The organism is Klebsiella sp. (genome assembly GCF_027492335.1).
GTDB lineage: Bacteria > Pseudomonadota > Gammaproteobacteria > Enterobacterales > Enterobacteriaceae > Klebsiella > Klebsiella huaxiensis.
Genome location: NZ_JAPUEW010000099.1, coordinates 122,393 through 140,811 on the forward strand (window position 1 = coordinate 122,393; position 18,419 = coordinate 140,811).

At 49.0% G+C, this 18,419-nt stretch carries 17 protein-coding genes; 10 read left to right on the forward strand and 7 right to left on the reverse strand.

What is annotated here, in order from left to right; all coding sequences use genetic code 11:
• Window positions 1-3: 3 nt before the first annotated feature.
• Window positions 4-1,092 (reverse strand): YncE family protein, encoded by a 1,089-nt coding sequence (locus QVF11_RS27890; RefSeq protein WP_142514269.1) that lies wholly within the window; start codon window positions 1,090-1,092, stop codon window positions 4-6.
• 404 nt (window positions 1,093-1,496) lie between these two features.
• Here QVF11_RS27890 and fhuE point away from each other — a divergent pair, with 404 nt between their 5' ends.
• The gene (fhuE, locus tag QVF11_RS27895) at window positions 1,497-3,662 is read left to right on the forward strand and encodes a ferric-rhodotorulic acid/ferric-coprogen receptor FhuE (RefSeq protein WP_287861085.1); all 2,166 of its coding nucleotides are present in this window, start codon (window positions 1,497-1,499) and stop codon (window positions 3,660-3,662) included.
• A 55-nt stretch (window positions 3,663-3,717) separates the two neighbouring features.
• Here fhuE and QVF11_RS27900 read toward each other — a convergent pair whose 3' ends face one another.
• The gene (locus tag QVF11_RS27900) at window positions 3,718-4,350 is read right to left on the reverse strand and encodes a winged helix-turn-helix transcriptional regulator (RefSeq protein WP_287861063.1); all 633 of its coding nucleotides are present in this window, start codon (window positions 4,348-4,350) and stop codon (window positions 3,718-3,720) included.
• Between the two features lie 83 nt (window positions 4,351-4,433).
• On the reverse strand, window positions 4,434-5,063 hold the full coding sequence (locus QVF11_RS27905; protein ID WP_287861065.1) for a winged helix-turn-helix transcriptional regulator: 630 nt from the start codon (window positions 5,061-5,063) through the stop codon (window positions 4,434-4,436).
• Window positions 5,064-5,484: 421 nt separating this feature from the next.
• On the opposite strand from QVF11_RS27905, the gene QVF11_RS27910 reads away from it, so the two are divergent.
• The 9 genes from QVF11_RS27910 (at window position 5,485) to dbpA (ending at window position 15,005) form a co-directional block, all read left to right on the forward strand.
• Window positions 5,485-6,015: a fimbrial protein gene (locus QVF11_RS27910; protein ID WP_142514271.1), complete on the forward strand. Its 531-nt coding sequence runs from the start codon at window positions 5,485-5,487 to the stop codon at window positions 6,013-6,015.
• A 53-nt stretch (window positions 6,016-6,068) separates the two neighbouring features.
• Window positions 6,069-6,746: a fimbrial biogenesis chaperone gene (locus tag QVF11_RS27915; RefSeq protein WP_287861067.1), complete on the forward strand. Its 678-nt coding sequence runs from the start codon at window positions 6,069-6,071 to the stop codon at window positions 6,744-6,746.
• Window positions 6,747-6,810: 64 nt separating this feature from the next.
• Window positions 6,811-9,342, forward strand: a complete 2,532-nt coding sequence (locus QVF11_RS27920; protein WP_287861069.1) for a fimbria/pilus outer membrane usher protein — start codon at window positions 6,811-6,813, stop codon at window positions 9,340-9,342.
• 157 nt (window positions 9,343-9,499) lie between these two features.
• Window positions 9,500-10,432 carry a fimbrial protein gene (locus QVF11_RS27925; RefSeq protein ID WP_287861071.1) on the forward strand — a complete coding sequence of 311 codons (933 nt, stop codon included), beginning with the start codon at window positions 9,500-9,502 and terminating at the stop codon, window positions 10,430-10,432.
• A gap of 8 nt (window positions 10,433-10,440) precedes the next feature.
• Entirely contained in the window at window positions 10,441-10,959 is a 519-nt protein-coding gene (locus tag QVF11_RS27930; protein ID WP_287861073.1) for a fimbrial protein, read from the forward strand.
• Window positions 10,960-11,075: 116 nt separating this feature from the next.
• Window positions 11,076-11,744 carry a helix-turn-helix transcriptional regulator gene (locus tag QVF11_RS27935; protein ID WP_287861075.1) on the forward strand — a complete coding sequence of 223 codons (669 nt, stop codon included), beginning with the start codon at window positions 11,076-11,078 and terminating at the stop codon, window positions 11,742-11,744.
• Between the two features lie 421 nt (window positions 11,745-12,165).
• Complete coding sequence (gene zntB / locus QVF11_RS27940; protein WP_142514277.1) at window positions 12,166-13,149, forward strand: zinc transporter ZntB; 984 nt, start codon at window positions 12,166-12,168, stop codon at window positions 13,147-13,149.
• A 277-nt stretch (window positions 13,150-13,426) separates the two neighbouring features.
• Complete coding sequence (ynaL, locus tag QVF11_RS27945; protein ID WP_112215672.1) at window positions 13,427-13,612, forward strand: proline-rich small protein YnaL; 186 nt, start codon at window positions 13,427-13,429, stop codon at window positions 13,610-13,612.
• Window positions 13,613-13,631: 19 nt separating this feature from the next.
• Window positions 13,632-15,005 (forward strand): ATP-dependent RNA helicase DbpA, encoded by a 1,374-nt coding sequence (gene dbpA / locus QVF11_RS27950; RefSeq protein ID WP_287861078.1) that lies wholly within the window; start codon window positions 13,632-13,634, stop codon window positions 15,003-15,005.
• Window positions 15,006-15,048: 43 nt separating this feature from the next.
• On the opposite strand, the gene ttcA is transcribed toward dbpA, so the two are convergent.
• From ttcA to ompC, 4 genes are all read right to left on the reverse strand, one after another.
• Window positions 15,049-15,984 (reverse strand): tRNA 2-thiocytidine(32) synthetase TtcA, encoded by a 936-nt coding sequence (gene ttcA, locus QVF11_RS27955; RefSeq protein WP_112215673.1) that lies wholly within the window; start codon window positions 15,982-15,984, stop codon window positions 15,049-15,051.
• A gap of 189 nt (window positions 15,985-16,173) precedes the next feature.
• Complete coding sequence (uspF, locus tag QVF11_RS27960; RefSeq protein ID WP_110273437.1) at window positions 16,174-16,608, reverse strand: universal stress protein UspF; 435 nt, start codon at window positions 16,606-16,608, stop codon at window positions 16,174-16,176.
• An 82-nt stretch (window positions 16,609-16,690) separates the two neighbouring features.
• Window positions 16,691-16,903, reverse strand: coding sequence for a KTSC domain-containing protein (locus tag QVF11_RS27965; RefSeq protein WP_110273436.1), 213 nt, complete (start codon window positions 16,901-16,903; stop codon window positions 16,691-16,693).
• 155 nt (window positions 16,904-17,058) lie between these two features.
• Window positions 17,059-18,165 (reverse strand): porin OmpC, encoded by a 1,107-nt coding sequence (gene ompC, locus QVF11_RS27970; RefSeq protein WP_110273435.1) that lies wholly within the window; start codon window positions 18,163-18,165, stop codon window positions 17,059-17,061.
• Window positions 18,166-18,419: the final 254 nt, after the last annotated feature.

The following is an 18,419-nucleotide window of genomic DNA, read 5'->3' on the forward strand; positions in this document are numbered from 1 at the left end:
AGGTTAGTTCAGCGCAATGCGCGCCACGCTGTCAGGGCCTTTGGTGGTGTTATCTTCGTTGAAATCCTGCTTGATGGTGACGTAAAGCGTGTTGCCGTCAGGAGAAATCAGCAGGCTGTTCGGATGGCTATCGAAAGACCATGTATTTTTCAGCGCATAGCTGGTGGCATCGAGCTGTAATACCTTTTTCGACTCGCGCTGGCTGATATAAATTTCATTGCGTTTGGCGTTGAATTTGATCCCCAGCGCATCGCCCTCAAGACGTTTAATCACTTTTCCCGTGCGCTCATCAAACACCAGCGTCGTTTTCGCTTTTGAATCGTCAGTCACGAACAGGCGGCCAGTCGCCGGGTCTTCCGCCATGTTGAGGAACAGGTACTCTTTGCCGTCACCCGGCGTCCAGCGTTTTTCAATTTTATTGGTGGCCGGATTAATCACCAGAATTTCGCCGCCGCCGTTAGCCGCATAGATGAGTTTGGTTAGCGGAGAGTAGATGATCCCGGTCACCCATTTGCCGGCTTTTTCAATCTGGGTTTTCAAAGTCATGGTTTTCGCGTCAACCACGGAAATGTAGCCGGGATCGGTCACGCGGCCGATGTAGAGTTGATTGTCGTGAAACAGAACTTCCCGTGCGCCAACAGGATCTCCATCTTTGTCCTTGCCATCGAACATCAGGCGTTGCAGTACTTTCCCGCTACGGGCATCCACTTTTGACACGCCGCCATCCAGCGAGTTAGTGGTGTAGAAAACCTGACCGTTATCATCGACCGCCATACCAAAGTTTTTGAGATCGGTATGGGTTTCGACCGTGGTGGTCAGCGTTGTCGGGTCAAGTCGGTAGAGCATGCCGCCATTAACGTCTTTGAACCCCTGAGCGCTGGCAACAAACAGGGCATTTTGCCCGGGTATCAGAGCTAACTCATATAAACCATCCCCCAGTTGACGCTGGACCAGAGGTGATGTGGTTTTCTGGTGGACGGCGGCAGCGGCTGATGGCGATGTCTCTGCCATGGCCTGCAACGTGGTCAGGGTCAATGCCGTAACAAGCGCAGCGGAAAGCGTGGTTTTACGCGGGCTGAACAACGATTTCATTCTGAACTCCATCATTGGGTTTACGTGCTCTAAGGCAGAGCAGCGTCGCTAAAACAAGAATGAGAATCATAATCATTTGTTTGGGTTGAGCAAACTGGCTAACGAAGCGGGAGGGGGGCGATCGCTGATTTCTAAGACCCAGGATGGGTATTTTTCAGCGGTAGTGAGTAGGAATCCGGGGTGGGGAGAGGCTAATACATTGATTTTATGTAAGTATACATTTCCTTACAGTTAACTTACAAAACATTATGAGTTTAATAAAACAAATAATTATCATTTACATTCTCAATTGTTGCTGTCTCATGTTATTTGTGGCGCTAAATCTCATGGAAAAGAGGATTATTTCATCAGCGCTACTGGTGTAACAGCTGCATTCACAAGAATAATTCCTGATGGAAAAAGTTATGTTTCTCAATGGCAAGGGAAGTTCAGGGCGCGCATCCATAAACAAAATAGTAAAACCGTTTACCGTTTCGCTGCTGGCGTTGGCTGTACACGCGTTTATTCACCCTGCTCGGGCAGCAGAAAATACTCAGCAGAATATGGTGGTGTACGGCAGTACTGAAAATACAGCAGATGACTCACAGGATTACGCCGCGAAAACCACGCGCGCGGGCACCAAAATGCTGCTGGCACCGCGTGATGTGCCGCAGTCTGTCAGCATCGTTACCCAGCAGCGTATGAAGGATCAAAACCTGCAAAGTATTGATGATGTGTTGACCAACGCGACCGGCGTGTCAGCGCAGGAAATCGACAGCGAACGTTCGTATTACTACTCTCGCGGTTTTGAAATCACCAGTTTCTCCTACGACGATATCCCCACCTCGCTGGGCGATGCGTGGAATTACGGCGATGCGGCGGAAGATACCGCTATTTACGATCGTATTGAAATTGTACGTGGCGCAACCGGGCTGATGACCGGAGCGGGCGATCCCGGCGCGACGGTGAATATGGTGCGCAAAAAAGCCGACAGCAAAACTGTAACCGGCAACGTCAGCGCCAGTTACGGGAGCTGGAACAAGCAGCGCTATGTCGGCGATTTCTCGACACCACTCAACGCCGACGGCAGCGTACGCGGACGGGTGATTGCTGGTTATCAGGATCAGGATAGTTGGCTGGATCGCTATCATAAGACCAAAAAGTTTCTTTATGGCGTCGTGGATGCAGATTTAACGGACAGGACAACGTTGTCGCTGGGCTGGGATTATCAAAAAACCAATACCGGTAATCCAACGTGGGGCGGGCTACCGAGCCTGTATAGCGACGGCTCGCGCACCCATTACGATCGCAGCACCAATACGGCAGCCGACTGGACGCGCTACGCTGTCGAATCGCGCAAGGTGTTTGCCAATCTGACCCACGACTGGGATAACGGCTGGTCATTGCGTTTCAACGGTACTCATGGCGAGCAGACGTTTAACGACACCTTGCTGTACGTGATGGGTAACCCCGATGCGACCACCGGTGAAGGTACCACCGGCTGGGGCAGTAAAGACCGCGGCAAACGGACCCTTGACTCTTTTGATACCTACGCCAGCGGGCCGTTTAATTTATTTGGCCGCCAGCACCAGCTTATGGCCGGGGCCAGCTACAGCCGACAGCACAACGCGAGCTATAGCCAGGATGGGCCGATGGATAGCGACCAGATGGGCATCTTTAATAACAACTGGAACGGCAGCGTCGCTCAGCCGGAATGGGGTGACTGGTATCTTAATGCCGATGATATTGTGCGGCAAAAATCAGCCTATACCGCCGCGCGTTTCTCTCTGGCCGATCCGCTGTCGCTCATTCTTGGCGCTCGCTATACGCAGTACAGCGCTAACGGCAGCAGTGGCGATATGCGCAAATACAACATGACGCCATACGGCGGCGTGGTCTACGACATCACGGAAAGTCTGTCGGCCTACGCCAGTTATACGTCAATCTTCTCGCCACAAACTAAACGATCCGCTGATGGAGCATGGCTGTCGCCAATCACCGGCAAGAACTACGAAACCGGCCTAAAAGCCGATTGGATGGATAGCCGATTAACCACCAACTTCGCAATTTTCCGCATTGAGCAGGAGAACGCATCGGAAGCCATCAGCGGGGTCTTTGTCAATGGCTCCAGTGAACAGGCCTATCGCGCGACAAAAGGAGCGGTGAGTAAGGGGGCGGAGTTTGAAGTTAATGGCGCGGTGACGGACAACATGCAAATGACCTTCAGCGCCACTCGCTACGTCGCTACTGATAGCAGCGGTCGCTACAACAGTTTCGCCCCGCAAACACAGCTCAAACTGTTTACCCGCTACCGTGTTCCGGTGCTGCCTGAGCTGACCGTCGGCGGCGGTGCAACCTGGCAAAATCGGGTTTATAAGGATGTGACCGGCCCGGATGGTGAAACGCAGCGTCTGTATCAGGGCAGCTATCCGCTGGTTAACCTGTTTGCGCAATATCAGTTAACGAAGCAACTGACCGTGCAAGCGAACGTCAATAACTTGTTCGATCGTGAATATTACTCGTATCTGGATGATTCGGCGGTTTATGGCGAACCCCGTAACATTTCGGTGAGCATGAACTACACGTTTTGAGAATTTGCCCAGCCGATACTGACTGTCTGCAGAGGTGGGTAATCAGGTTGGGCGTTTAAAAGCGGTTGGGTAAATGGTGAATGGCGATCAGTTTGCCATTTTCCAACTGGATATAGTTGCCTTTTTTAAGCTCAGCCAGCATTTTCATAATACTGCTGCGTGATAATCGGGTGCGATCGAGAATGTACTGATAAGCCGCGGTATTGGCACGAATTTCGTCTGTTTCCTGAATGAGCATCAGTAACTGATAGCGTAAAATATCAAAGCTGGTAGGCGCCGTCAGCATTTCGTTATAAATGAAAAGCTTGTTAGTCACGAACATGATGTGTTTAGCTAAAAGATCCCAAACTTGTTTTTCTTCAACCAGCGCCATCACTTGCTCATAAGGAAGGGTGGCGATTTCAGATTCCGTCATCGTACGTAGATGAAGATGTTCGGATAACGGTACGGTAAAACCCAATGCCAGCGGAGCGGAGAGAATACCGAGTGAGAATGCATCTTCATTACGCGCGAGCAGAAGACTCCCTTTGCGCACAAAATGGCACAGTGGCTCTGCGCCACGGCGAAAAAAAAGTTTGCTGCCTTTAGCCAGAGTGCGGAAATCCTCATTGCAAGTCACCGCGGCAAGAAGACGCGTTAGATGCGGGGAGGGAATTTTGATATCGGTGTGACGATCGTGCGCTGTCATAGGTCTTTCTGGTTAATCTGATATGACATTAAATCTAGCAGAACATTGTTGTTGGACAACAGAATGCTCGCTGAGAGAAAACGTTAGTACTTCATCGGGATGCCCTGTTTTATCTGTAAAAGAATGCCTCGCTCGGTCGTAATGTAGCTCCCCTTTTTTAGTTCTGCGAGGATCTTCATAATGCTGCTGCGAGAAAGAAACGTACGCGACTGGATATAATTTGCTGCCGTAATACTGTGGCGAATTTCCTCGGATTCCTGCATCAATTCATACAGCTGAGAACGTATAATCGCGTACGAAGTTGGTGCCGAAATGCGCGTACAGTGATCGTAAACCCTTCCCGCAGTGTAAATTAACAGATGTGACAAACTCTCCCATAAATCTCTTTCGGCAATAATTGCGTTTGCTGTAAATAAAGACAGGCAGGCAATGTGGGAAGGCTCCATCGTTTGCATATAAAGATAATCAGCAGCCGCAAGCTGATTGCTTAAGCCGAAAACGTAAGGGGCAGATTCCGAGTTCATCATAAAACCATCTCGGGTGCGAAAAAGGGCAATACTTCCCGAAAGCAACAGGTAACATTTGCGGGAGCTATCATTTTCGTAGTTAATTTTTTGTCTTGCATATGTTTCAAATATGTTGGATTCAGGTTTAAGTTGGTTGATCAGGTTTTCAATATGCTGATTAGGTTTAAAGGTTAAAGCATTGTACATACTTGTTTTCACTGTTTTTATACCGTCAGATACGTTTAACTCTCTGCTGGGAGAACGTTGAGCATGAATATTCCGATTCATTTGAGGCACGAAATTATGTGCCAATATGTAGCAGGGAGTGAATATCCCTGTCGGTGTAAAATTACACCGAAAAATCACTTGAGTTTATGTGTGTATTTATATCAATATTTAAAGCAGTAGTAATGATGTTGGGTTTTTTAATATTGATTCATTACGGGTTGATATCTCCTGTTTTAATGTTTTTTCTGGTGAGCATATTCTCATGCGTTACCTCCGACATAATGACTATTTACATACCAATATGATGAAGCAATGGAATTTCTGTGAAATATAAACTGATGAGACATACATCTAATGTTTTATTCACAGGAATATACTTAACCAAGTAAGGAGTATCACAATGAATAATAAAATAATGATCGCCGCATTCGCTGTTAGCGCCGCTTTGTCCGCAGTAAACGTTTATGCTGCTGACGGTACAATCAACTTCACCGGTGAAATTATTGACCAGGCCTGTACCGTTGATATCGGCAGTAACAACACGATGACCGTTGACCTTGGTCGCGTAGCCCGGACTTCTTTCCAGAGTGCAGGAGATGAGTCTGATTCAACGAAGTTCACGATTAAATTAATCAACTGCCCGGTTTCTGTTAGCTCGGCGAAAGTGAAATTCGATGGCGCGAATGACTTAAGCAATAGTGATTTGTTGGCGGTGACTCAGGGGGCGGCTGCGGCAACGGGGGTCGCCGTCAAATTGATGACAGCGGATAAAAGCCTGCAGGGCCTGAACCAGGTCAATAGCTATAGCTATCCGCTGGTCACAACGGCTGATAACAACCTCGATTTCTATGCGTCCTACCAGGCAACTCAGGCGGTTGTTACCGCCGGTACGGCTAACGCAGTAGCTAACTTTACCGTTAACTATAACTAATTCTTTAGCGTCAAACGGGGCCGATATTCGGCCCTTACTGTCCGGAGTATTCAATGAAGTTTTTTACTGGCGTCATGATGAGCACGCTGTTAATGGCAACTATCACCTCAATATCTTACGCAGGGGTGATTATCGGCGGAACGCGCGTCATTTACGCGGGTGATAAAAAAGAGGCATCATTAAGTATTACGAACCCTGATGATTTACCTTATCTGATCCAATCCTGGATAGAGCCGCCATCCACCAGTGGAGGTAAAGTGCCTTTTATTATTACGCCACCGCTGTATCGGCTGGATAAAAAACAGCAAAACGTTATGCGCATCGTACTGACCGGAAATTTAGCGCAGGATAAAGAATCTATGTTTTGGCTGAATATTAAGTCTATTCCGTCTGTCGCACCTCGGGATAACACTTTACAGGTGGCCGTCAAAACAAGAATAAAACTCATTTATCGTCCCTCTGCTTTAAATAAATCAGGCCCGGAAGAACAGGCGGATAAATTGAAATGGCAAAGAGTGGGTGATCGCATTCTGGTGACCAATTCAACGTCTTACTATATGAATTTTAATGAAATAAAAGTGGGGGCGTCAAAAATTGATGATGTGACATTTGTCGCACCTGGTTCAACCAGTTCGTACAGATTGCCCACCGGCGGAACCTCGATACAGGTTGAATTCAAAATTATTAATGACTATGGCGGAATTGGAGTGACGCATGTCGCCAGGTTATAAATAAAAAGACCAGACGATAGCGGAAATAAAAATGATAAAAGCTATCGCAAGGGAGTTAATGCTAATGAAAGCACTGAAGCAAATATCTATATATTATCCTTCATTCCTGGCGGTTTGGATTGCGCTGGTATTGTCATCAATGTGGAATGGTGCGCAGGGCCGTGATTTCTTTAACCCGGCACTTCTTGAAATTGATAATCCCGCGATGAAAGGGGCCGATCTTTCGGCGTTTGAAAGCGGCGCTCAGGCACCGGGTACCTATCATGTTGATGTGATTATTAATGATAGTCAGGTTGATACTCGGGATATTGTGTTTTATACCGTCAAAGACGGAGGCGGGGAGGTGGTGCTTGAACCCTGCCTGACGGTCGAACAGTTGCGGAGCTATGGTGTGAAAACGGCAAAATTCCCCGCTTTGTCAGGAAAAGGAGAGTGTGCAAATCTCTCTGCAATACCGCAAGCTAGCTCTGAGTTTCTATTTAATACGCAAAAACTACGGTTAAGTGTTCCACAAGCGGCGCTATCACCGGTAGCCCGAGGTTATGTTTCTCCGGAACTCTGGGATGAAGGAATTAATGCCGTTATGCTGAACTATATGCTCAGCGGAGCTAACAATTGGGCGCGCAATCAGGATAAAAATAGCAACAATCAATATGCCAATTTGCGTCCCGGCATTAATGTTGGCCCATGGCGCCTGCGTAACTATACGACCTGGAATCGAGACAGCCAGGGAACGAATAAGTGGGACACGGTTTATAGTTATGCGCAGCGTAATATTATTGCGTTAAAAGCGCAGCTAATGCTGGGTGATAGTACGGCACCCGCCGATATTTTCGATAGCATGCCGTTTCGTGGTGGCCAGTTAGCTTCCGATGATGACATGCTGCCGGAGTCGATGAGCGGCTATGCGCCGGTGGTCCGCGGGATTGCGAGGACTCACGCGCAGGTGATTATTCGCCAAAATAGCTACGTTATTTATCAAAACTATGTTGCACCGGGCGCGTTTGAAATTAGTGATATGTATTCCACCGGCGGCTCTGGCGATCTGAATGTCACCATCAAAGAAGCTGATGGTAGCGAGCAGAATTTTACCGTTCCCTATGCTTCGCTGCCGTTATTACAGCGCGAAGGACGAATCAAATATGCTCTTACCGCCGGGCAGTACCGTTCCTATGATAGCCAGGTCGATAAAACACCTTTTGGCCAGATGACGGGAATTTTGGGGCTGGCTGGCGGATTAACGATCTATGGCGGCTTGCAGGAGTCATCGAAATATCAGTCTATTGCCGGCGGACTAGGGAAGAATCTCGGAGAGGTCGGGGCGATATCCAGCGATGTGACGCAGGCCTGGTCGCATCCTCAAGGGCAAGAAAAGCAATCCGGTCAGTCTTGGCGAATGCGCTATAGCAAAAATATCGTGGCAACCGGGACCAACTTCGCGATTGCGGGTTATCGCTACTCCACCGGCGGTTATTACGGCATGCAGGAGGTTCTGGACTCTTGGGGCAATGGCAATGCGTTGCGTGAACAGCGGCGCAATAGAATGGAAGTGACGCTGAGCCAGGCGCTGGGCGAACGTGTCGGTTCATTTATGATGAGCGCGGTGCGCGAAGATTACTGGCGTACCAACCGCTCCGCCTCTTCGGTTAGCGCTGGTTATAACAACTCCTGGCAAGGGATTAGCTATGGAATTAACTGGACGTGGAGCAAAAATGGTGGAACCTCTGGCGGGCAAACCCAGGACTCGCAAAGTTCAGAGCAGGTTATTTCACTCAACATCAGCATACCGTTGCAGCGCTTTGCCAGCAGCGTCTGGGCAAATTATGCCCTCAATACCAGTAAGAATGGCGGAACAACGCACACCGTCGGAATAAATGGCATGGCTCTGGAAGGAAACGCGCTGAACTGGAGCGTTCAACAGGGCTATGGTACTGATGATGTCGGTTACAACGGCAGCGCAAACGCTGACTATCGGGGGACCTACAGCGAAGTGATGACGGGGTTCAGTTACGACCAAAACAGTGAACGGCTGAATTATGGTCTGGCGGGAGGCATCCTGGCTCATGCCGATGGTGTCACGCTATCGCAACCGTTGGGCGAAACGAATGTCCTGGTGAAAGCCCCTGGCGCAACTGGTGTGGGGGTTAATAATCAGAATGGTGCGAAAACGGATTTTCGCGGATATACCGTGACAAATAACGTTTCGCCTTACCGTAAGAATGATATTGGTCTGAATACGGCTACGTTACCGGATAACGTTGATCTGGATATTACCAATAAAACCGTTATTCCGACGCGTGGCGCGGTGGTACGAGCAGACTATGTTGCCAACGTGGGAATGCGGGCATTGTTGACGCTCAAACAAATTAACCAGCAGCCCGTGCCATTTGGCGCGCTGGTCAGCCTTAAAGGAAATGAGGGGCGTAGCGCCATCATTGATGAAGGAGGGCAGGTTTATCTAACGGGATTGTCGCCGCAAGGCGAGTTAATTGTTGCCTGGGGACAAGATAATTCTCAGCGCTGCCGGGTGAACTATTCATTGGCTGGAGAGAGTAGCGTTAGCGGAATCAGCATGGCAGAGTTTACCTGTCATTAAGTTTTATACCCTAAATAATTCGAGTTGCAGGCAGGCGGCAAGCAAGAGAGTCCCGATGAGCTTACTCAAGTAAGTGATTCGAGTGAACGCACGTAGTCAACGCACATGCAACTTGAAGTATGACGGGTATATTGGCCTGAAGTAGATGAGTATTTCTATGGATAAATTAATACGCTTTATTATTTTTATATTAAGCTTCACGGCTTTTACCTGCTCTGCGGTAACTTGTGAGGTATTACTTGCACAGATAAACACTGTCGGTTTTGGTACGGTGAATGTCCAGCGTGATACCCCACCCGGTGCGACTATTGCTTCAACGGTATCCCCGGGTTATGCGAAAGCTAAAATTACTTCTGATACCGGGGAGTCTTGCCCAGGGAATTATTCCATGGTGTATTTGTCTGGTGTCGAGTCGTCAATTAGTGGGGTCTATAAAACAAATCTGGATGGAGTAGGGATAAAAGTTAACGGTATGCCCGGCGATTTTAGTTTACCAACGGTGACTCCGAGTTATGTTTTTAATCTTGGTTATTACACGGTGTCGCTGGTGAAAACAGGAAATATAACACCAGGTCTGTTAACGCCGGGATTAATTGCCCAGGCCTGGTTTGGCACTCCGGGAAGTTACTTTACAAAAATATCATTGGATGCTAACTCGCAAGTAAATGTGCTTAGTTGCTCTATTTCGAGTCAGGTATTGAATTTTGATCTGGGTTCCGTCAGCGCCGCAGAATTTGGCACTGCAGCTGGGTTTACACCTTCACATACGGACACGCAGAATTTAGGACTTAACTGTAATCCGGGTGCCAATATTAACGTTGAGCTTAAAGGCGTACAAAACCCTGATGCCAGCGCTAATGCCAGCGTATTGGCATTAACCGGGCAAGGGGGAGATAACGTCGCAGATGGCGTCGGAGTGCAGCTGCTTTATAACAATGCCCCGATACAGTTAAACAATCGACTGATGTTAAAACAGTCGCCTGGCGGACTGGAAAGCTTCCCGATTATGGCGCGCTACTACCAGACTAAATCGCTGGTGAAAGCAGGCGAGGCAAATGCCACGGCAACACTGGATATGACTTATCAGTAGGAGGGGAAATGATAGCTAAGTTAAAATATTTGCTCCCGGGCCTGATATTTATTTCCGCTACAGCTTTCGGGGGCGACCCAGTTGCGTTGAATATCAAAGGTAAGATTGTTGCAGCACCTTGCCAGATCAGCAGCGATAGTATCGCAAGAACCGTTCCGTTGACGGGCGCGCAGGGTGTTCAGTCCTCATCTCTGTATACGCCGGGTTCAGCTACAGACTGGGTATTCTTTGATTTTAATATTGAACGCTGCCCGGCGGGAACGGTAAAAGCCACGATGCAGTTATCCGGCAATGCCGATAGCGCCGGGCCGGATGATCTCTACCAGAATGCTGGCAGCGCAGGCAATATAGCGATTCAGCTACAAACAGCAGACGGCCAGCCGTTAGGGAAAGATAAAACAGTCAGCGGCATTATTATCAATAATGAATATCGCTACCATCTACGTGCCCGAGCATTTAGTTCGCAAGGGAACGTTACACCCGGAACAATTAGTGCGGTGGTTACTGCGACGTTTACCTGGCAATAAAGGAATGTCATGCTTTTCTGTATGCTTTTTTGTAAAACGGCAGTCGCTGTTATTTCAGTGACAACAATCGTCTGGTTGATGCTCGATATGCTATCACCTATAAATTAGAGATCGAAGTGACGACATTGAATGTTTTCATTAAAAATGATAACTACTTTTTTAGGGTAGGGTTTAGTAAGTTAATGGAGAGTCTCTTTCCTGATGTGTTATTTAATATGCACGTAATAAACGATGTTGATAAAGAGGTCATCATTGATGCTGATATTATGGCGCTGAATTTGTGCCGGGGAGAGGAATTTGTTTGCCACCCGGAATTATTGAATCGCCGGGTGGGTTTACTTATCGGTTTGGTTGATAAGCGGTTCCTGCGTCCGGGAGGGGCTTTGCCATTATGTCTGCAGGATATGGTCTTTATTCAGCAGGATGAACAGATAAATCGGATTATGGCGAAAATAAAACGGATTCACCTGCTGATGCAAGCGCCATCGATGGATAAACCTGATGTGCGGTGTTGTGAATGTCATCATCGGCAACTTTCCCCACAGCAGAGAAAAGTTGCCGCAGCATTACATGAAGGGCTGCCAGTAAGTGATATTGCGCGAAAACTCGCGCTTTGCACAAAGACGGTTTTCTCACATAAAAGAATAATTATGTCTAAATTCAATTTACGCAATGATTTGGACCTTTTGCTGCTGCTGAAATATTTGCAAATGAAAGATTGTTTAGGCATACGCGTTGAATATAACCAAAATAATTCGAGTTGCAGGAAGGCGGCGACGCAGTGAATCCCCAGGAGCTTACTGAAGTAAGTGACTGGGGTGAGCGAGGAAAGCCAACGCACAAGCAACTTGAAGTATGACGGGTATAAACTTGCAAAATATACATTCTCATCTATCTTTGTTGTGCTTACGACTATGGAGGATTAAAGCATGTGTACCCATTTGCACGACAACGCTCGTCAGTACGCAGAAGAGAAAAAATGAACGGCTTCCGCTAGCCTGCCATCCTACCAGCCTGTTTTTTGGCGGTGGCTGATAACGCGGGTTAGGCACAGTATCGCAAAACACATCCACAACCCGCCAACGGCGGGTTCTTTTTTCTCCCCTTCATTTTGCCAGCGAATTCAGCAGCATGCCTTGATTAACTCTTGCGTAACCGTAGTGTAAGGCTAGACTACGGAAATGTGCATGAGTTTACGGAGGTCCAGTGGACGCCATTAAGGGATCGGAACTGAACGTGTCGGATGCCGTTTTTGCATGGGTATTCGACGGGCAGGGCGGCGTTAAACCGCTGGCCGACAGCGACACCATCGATAAAGAGCATCCTTGCTGGCTGCATCTCAATTATACCCATGTTGATAGCGCGGAATGGCTGGCCTCAACGCCGCTGCTGCCTAATAACGTACGTGATGCGCTATCCGGGGAGAGCACTCGTCCCCGGGTCACGCGGATTGGTGATGGGGCGCTGATCACGCTGCGTTGTATCAACGGCAGTACCGATGAGCGGCCAGACCAGCTGGTGGCAATGCGCCTTTATATGGATGAGCGTTTAATCGTCTCGACCCGGCAGCGTAAAGTCCTGGCGCTGGACGATGTGCTTGGCGATTTACGTGAGGGTAATGGTCCGACAGACGGCGGTAGCTGGCTGGTGGACGTTTGCGATGCTCTGACCGATCACGCGAGCGAGTTTATCGAGCAGCTTCACGACCGCATTATCGATCTGGAAGATGACCTACTGGATCAGCAGGTGCCGCCGCGCGGTTTTCTGGCGCTGTTGCGTAAACAGCTTATTGTCATGCGCCGCTATATGGCACCGCAGCGGGATGTCTATGCAAGACTTGCCAGTGAACGTCTGCCGTGGCTAACCGATGACCAGCGGCGGCGGATGCAGGATATTGCCGAGCGTCTGGGACGCGGGCTTGATGAGATTGATAGCTGCATTGCTCGCACGGCGATTATGAGCGATGAGATAGCGCAGATTATGCAGGAGTCGCTATCGCGCAGAACCTACACTATGTCGCTGATGGCGATGGTCTTTCTACCCAGCACCTTTTTAACCGGGCTGTTTGGCGTCAACCTCGGCGGTATTCCAGGCAACAGCTGGCATATGGGGTTTTCTATTTTTTGCATAATGTTAGTTGTTCTCATTGGCGGTGTTACATGGTGGTTGCATCGTAGTAAATGGCTGTAAAGAATCGCCTTTTTTCATAATGATGATGGTGAAAACCCGGCAATGTTTGAGCGAAATCAATAAACCACCTACCCATTCAGGGCAATATCTCTCTCGCAGGTGAATGCAACGTCAAGCGATGGGCGTTGCGCTCCATATTGTCTTACTTCCTTTTTTGAATTACTGCATAGCACAATTGATTCGTACGACGCCGACTTTAATGAGTCGGCTTTTTTTTGCGCTCTGTTTGTCAGCTTCTACGCTTAATTGGTGTACCCGCCCATAACCGGGAGTCAATATGCGTTATCAGCCACTGAACTCAATACCTATCTCACCTGAACCTAACGATCCGGTTCCGGTGCCCGATCCCAGACCGCGACCGCATCCGTTACCTGATCCTCCGCCTGATGATGAACCGATTAAATTGTCGCATCGGAAGCGGAGATCTGCGAGGATACGCGCCAGCAGATTGTCCGCCCTTTAATGTAATGCGAGAAATAATTGTGACCGCTTTTTCTACTCTGAATGTTTTGCCCGCCGCCCAGCTAGATAACCTGAATGAACTGGGATATCTCTCGATGACTCCGGTTCAGGCGGCGGCTTTGCCCGCGATTTTGGCCGGTAAAGATGTGCGCGTGCAGGCGAAAACCGGCAGCGGAAAAACGGCGGCATTTGGCCTCGGATTACTCCAGCACGTTGATGCATCGCTGTTCCTGACGCAGTCGTTGGTGCTGTGCCCGACGCGTGAACTGGCGGATCAGGTCGCAGGTGAACTGCGCCGTCTGGCACGTTTCTTGCCAAATATTAAAATTTTAACCTTGTGCGGCGGGCAGCCTTTTGGCGCGCAGCGTGATTCGCTACAGCATGCGCCGCATATTATCGTTGCCACACCGGGGCGTTTACTCGATCACCTGCAAAAAGGCACCGTGTCGCTGGATGCCCTGCAAACGCTGGTAATGGATGAGGCAGACCGCATGCTGGATATGGGGTTTAGCGACGCCATTGACGAAGTGATCCGCTATGCTCCGGTTTCGCGCCAGACGCTGCTGTTTTCTGCCACCTGGCCGCAAGCTATCGCGGCGATTAGCGGTCGTGTACAGAACAATCCGCAGACCATTGAAATTGATGCTGTTGATGCCATTCCGGCTATCGAACAACAGTTCTTTGAAACTTCGCAACACGGTAAAATCGCACTACTACAAAAGCTACTGAGTCAGCATCAGCCCGCCTCATGCGTGGTGTTCTGTAACACTAAAAAAGATTGCCAGGCCGTTTGCGATTCCCTGAACGCTGCCGGACAAAGCGCATTGTCGCTGCATGGCGATCTTGAACAGCGCGATCGTGACCAGACGCTGGTGCGTTTTGCCAACGGCAGCTCGCGCGTGCTGGTGGCGACAGATGTTGCCGCTCGCGGATTAGATATCAAGTCGCTGGAGCTGGTGGTGAACTACGAACTGGCCTGGGACCCGGAAGTTCACGTGCATCGCATTGGTCGTACTGCCCGTGCCGGTGAAAGTGGCCTGGCAATCAGCCTCTGCGCGCCGGAAGAGGCGCAGCGCGCGAATATTCTCGCAGAAATGCTGCAAATAAAGCTGAACTGGATGAACGGTCCGGCAACGAGCAATATTGTGCCGCTACAGGCGGAAATGGCGACGTTGTGTATTGATGGTGGCAAAAAGGCCAAGATGCGTGCGGGCGATGTGTTGGGAGCGTTAACTGGTGATATCGGTCTTGATGGTGCGGACATCGGTAAAATCAACGTCCATCCGGCTCATGTTTACGTTGCCGTTCGTCAGGGCGTGGCGCATAAGGCGTTTAAGCAACTGCAAAACGGTAAAATCAAAGGTAAAGCCTGCCGGGTTCGTTTGCTGAAATAAGCGTTGAAAACGCGTCTCAGGCTGTGGCCTGAGACGCTCGTCGTTATTTAACTTCCACTACGTTCAGACGCAGCTCATCGAGCTGTGCTTCGTCTTCTTCCGGTTGCCAGCCCGCAGGCTGCATTGGGATCTCTTCGCGATCGAATGCCAGATCGCCGCCGTCAACCACCGCTGAACCGTGGTTAATCCCTTTAAAGTCGAAAAGGTTGGTATCGCTGAGGTGAGATGGCACCACGTTTTGCATCGCGCTGAACATCGTTTCGATGCGTCCCGGATAGCGTTTATCCCAGTCGCGTAGCATATCGCCAATCACCTGACGCTGAAGGTTAGGCTGCGAGCCGCACAGGTTACACGGAATGATCGGGAACTCTTTCGCCTGAGAGAAGCGCTCGATATCTTTTTCGCGGCAATAGGCCAGCGGGCGGATAACGATATGCTTGCCGTCATCGCTCATCAGCTTCGGCGGCATGCCTTTCATCTTCCCACCGTAGAACATATTGAGGAACAGCGTTTGTAAGATGTCGTCGCGGTGGTGACCCAGGGCGATTTTGGTCGCGCCCAGCTCCGTGGCAGTACGATAAAGAATGCCGCGGCGCAGGCGCGAGCACAGCGAGCAGGTGGTTTTACCTTCCGGGATTTTTTCTTTAACGATGCCGTAGGTGTTCTCTTCAACAATTTTGTATTCAACACCCAACTGCTCAAGATATTCCGGCAGGATATGTGCCGGGAAGCCCGGCTGTTTTTGATCGAGGTTTACCGCGACCAGCGAGAAGGAAATCGGCGCGCTTCTTTGCAGATTACGCAGGATTTCCAGCATGGTGTAACTGTCTTTGCCACCGGAAAGGCAGACCATAATACGGTCGCCTTCTTCAATCATATTGAAATCGGCGATTGCCTCACCGACGTTGCGACGCAGGCGCTTTTGCAGTTTGTCGATGTTGTATTTTTCTTTCTTGCTAATTTCTTGATTTTGCAGCATTTAATAGTGGCTCAATTCATATTGTGGCATCAGAAGAGCACGCGTTCTGCCAGCATTCTATCGGTTTTTTGCTGGTGCGTAGCATGTGGCGTGTATGGTACGGATTAGCGAGGGGAATGTCAGCACATTTAAGGTTAAATACCCCTGAGGGGAAAGACAAAAAGCCCGCACGATGGCGGGCTAAGAGGGTTAACGCACGACCAGCACCGAACACTCGGCGTGGCGCACGACAGCGGCAGCGTTAGAACCCAGCAGATAGGTCGTAATATCCGGGCGATGCGATGAAATAATCACCAGGTCTGCGGGTAGCGATTTCGCCATCGCGAGGATTTTATCCTTCGGCGAACCTTCCGTAATGTGGAAATGGATGCGGTCTTCCGGGATATTAAACTTACTCACAATTTCCTTCAGCCGCGATTCAGATTCCGCTTTCAGGTCATCCATCGCAGGTAGCTCAGCGGTGTAGGCCATTCCCAGCGAAGCGTAATAGGGCAGGGAGGGAATGACGGTCAGGAAATGCACCTCGGCATCATCGATTCTGGCTTCTGCTTCAACATGCTTGATAACGCGGTCAGTTAATTCTGTATCGGAAATATCGATGGGCACAAGAATCATTCTGTTCATAAAACCTCCTGTTTAAGTAACCACTAAAAGTGTAGGCCATCCAGGCAATTATTGTACATTGACCACAATCACACTTTTACTATCAGGCGCAGCGGCGTTCGGTAAATTTACCTTTTATGACGCCATCGTAAAAACGACCTTTAGAAACAACTTGCAGGAAATTACGGTAAATACGCGGCGGGACACCGATATACTGCAGCGTTTGGTTATCGCGAAAGCGTATTTCAAGAATGCCAGAGGACTCGTCGTAGGCGACGGAGGTGATTCGGGAAGATTTTACGGGCTGATGATTCATAATGGATGTCCTCTACGGCTACGGCAGTTCTTGATAGCAATATATCATTCATCGGACGACTATTTTAAGGCATTAGATATATTGTTTTGATTTGACTGAGGCTGTTGGAGGAGTAAGAGAAGGAGAGAGCCCGCCGTTACCAGCGGGCCTTAACATTAGAACTGGTAAACCAGGCCCAATGCTACAACGTCATCAGTAGAGATGCCTCTGTTAGAATAGAAGCTGTCGTCTTCGTCCAGCAGGTTGATTTTGTAATCAACGTAGGTAGACATATTACGGTTGAAGTAATAGGTTGCACCGACATCAGCATATTTCACCAGGTCTTTGTCGCCATCGGTATTGCTCAGGTCTTTACCTTTAGACATCAGGAAAGAAACAGCCGGGCGCAGGCCGAAGTCGAACTGATACTGAGCGGTCACTTCGAAGTTCTGGGTTTTGTTCGCGACGCCGTTACCGTTGCCATACGGCGTCATGTTGCGAGTTTCTGAATACATGGTTGCCAGATAGATATTGTTGGCATCATATTTCAGGCCTGTCGTCCATGCTTCAGCTTTGTCGCCGCCGGCAGTGGTCTGGGTCATCTGATCGTTGGTGCGGTCAGAAGAGGTGTAGGCGGCTGCGGCGCTGATACCCATACCGAAATCATAAGAAGTAGACAGACCAAAGCCGTCGCCATTCGCGTTGCGCACGCTGCGGTCGCCGTTGTTGGTGCCTTCGCCGCTACCGGCGTTTTCATTTTTACCCTGATACTGCAGGGCGAAGTTCAGGCCGTTAACCAGACCGAAGAAGTCATTGTTACGGTAGGTTGCTACGCCGTTGGCGCGACCAGCCATGAAGTTGTCAGCCTGAGAGTAGGAGTCGCCACCGAACTCTGGTAGCATATCGGTCCAGCCTTCTACGTCGTACAGCACGCCATAGTTACGGCCGTAATCGAATGAACCGTAGTTAGCGAATTTCAGACCAGCAAACGCCAGACGGGTCCAGGACTGGTTGTCAGCCCCTTCGGTGTTGTTCGCCTGGACGTTGTATTCCCATTGGCCGTAACCGGTCAGTTGATCGTTAATCTGGGTTTCGCCTTTGAAGCCAAGACGAACGTAAGACTGATCGCCATTTTTAGAAGAGTCATCAGAGAAATAATGCAGACCGTCTACCTTGCCATAGAGGTCCAGTTTATTTCCGTCTTTATTATAAATCTCAGCGGAATGAGCAGCGCCAGCAGCTAATAATGCCGGGATAACGAGGGCCAGTACTTTTCTTTTCATTTAGACAATCCTTTAGCTGTTTTTGTTTTCGCTTCCTCAAGGGAAGTGAACTCATGCTAAAGGAGCGAATTAATATATGGTAAGTATCAATTGTTACGATATAAGTAAAATCTAAAACAAATAATACTAATGAAATGATGATAATTATAGTGAATGCTTTTATTGAAAACATATAAAATAAAAATTATACATGCCAATTTTAATGTCGTATTATCCGCCCGTTATATGCCTTTATTGTCATCCAAAATTTTTTT

Bases quoted from the DNA above. Each gene is read 5' to 3' on its own strand.
- ttcA (WP_112215673.1), bottom strand. From the start codon at position 15,984: ATGCTGCAAAATCAAGAAATTAGCAAGAAAGAAAAATACAACATCGAC.
- QVF11_RS27890 (WP_142514269.1), bottom strand. From the start codon at position 1,092: ATGAAATCGTTGTTCAGCCCGCGTAAAACCACGCTTTCCGCTGCGCTT.
- QVF11_RS27925 (WP_287861071.1), top strand. From the start codon at position 9,500: ATGGATAAATTAATACGCTTTATTATTTTTATATTAAGCTTCACGGCT.
- QVF11_RS27920 (WP_287861069.1), top strand. From the start codon at position 6,811: ATGAAAGCACTGAAGCAAATATCTATATATTATCCTTCATTCCTGGCG.
- QVF11_RS27910 (WP_142514271.1), top strand. From the start codon at position 5,485: ATGAATAATAAAATAATGATCGCCGCATTCGCTGTTAGCGCCGCTTTG.
- QVF11_RS27900 (WP_287861063.1), bottom strand. From the start codon at position 4,350: ATGACAGCGCACGATCGTCACACCGATATCAAAATTCCCTCCCCGCAT.
- fhuE (WP_287861085.1), top strand. From the start codon at position 1,497: ATGTTTCTCAATGGCAAGGGAAGTTCAGGGCGCGCATCCATAAACAAA.
- QVF11_RS27930 (WP_287861073.1), top strand. From the start codon at position 10,441: ATGATAGCTAAGTTAAAATATTTGCTCCCGGGCCTGATATTTATTTCC.
- QVF11_RS27965 (WP_110273436.1), bottom strand. From the start codon at position 16,903: ATGAATCATCAGCCCGTAAAATCTTCCCGAATCACCTCCGTCGCCTAC.
- ynaL (WP_112215672.1), top strand. From the start codon at position 13,427: ATGCGTTATCAGCCACTGAACTCAATACCTATCTCACCTGAACCTAAC.
- QVF11_RS27905 (WP_287861065.1), bottom strand. From the start codon at position 5,063: ATGTACAATGCTTTAACCTTTAAACCTAATCAGCATATTGAAAACCTG.
- uspF (WP_110273437.1), bottom strand. From the start codon at position 16,608: ATGAACAGAATGATTCTTGTGCCCATCGATATTTCCGATACAGAATTA.
- QVF11_RS27915 (WP_287861067.1), top strand. From the start codon at position 6,069: ATGAAGTTTTTTACTGGCGTCATGATGAGCACGCTGTTAATGGCAACT.
- ompC (WP_110273435.1), bottom strand. From the start codon at position 18,165: ATGAAAAGAAAAGTACTGGCCCTCGTTATCCCGGCATTATTAGCTGCT.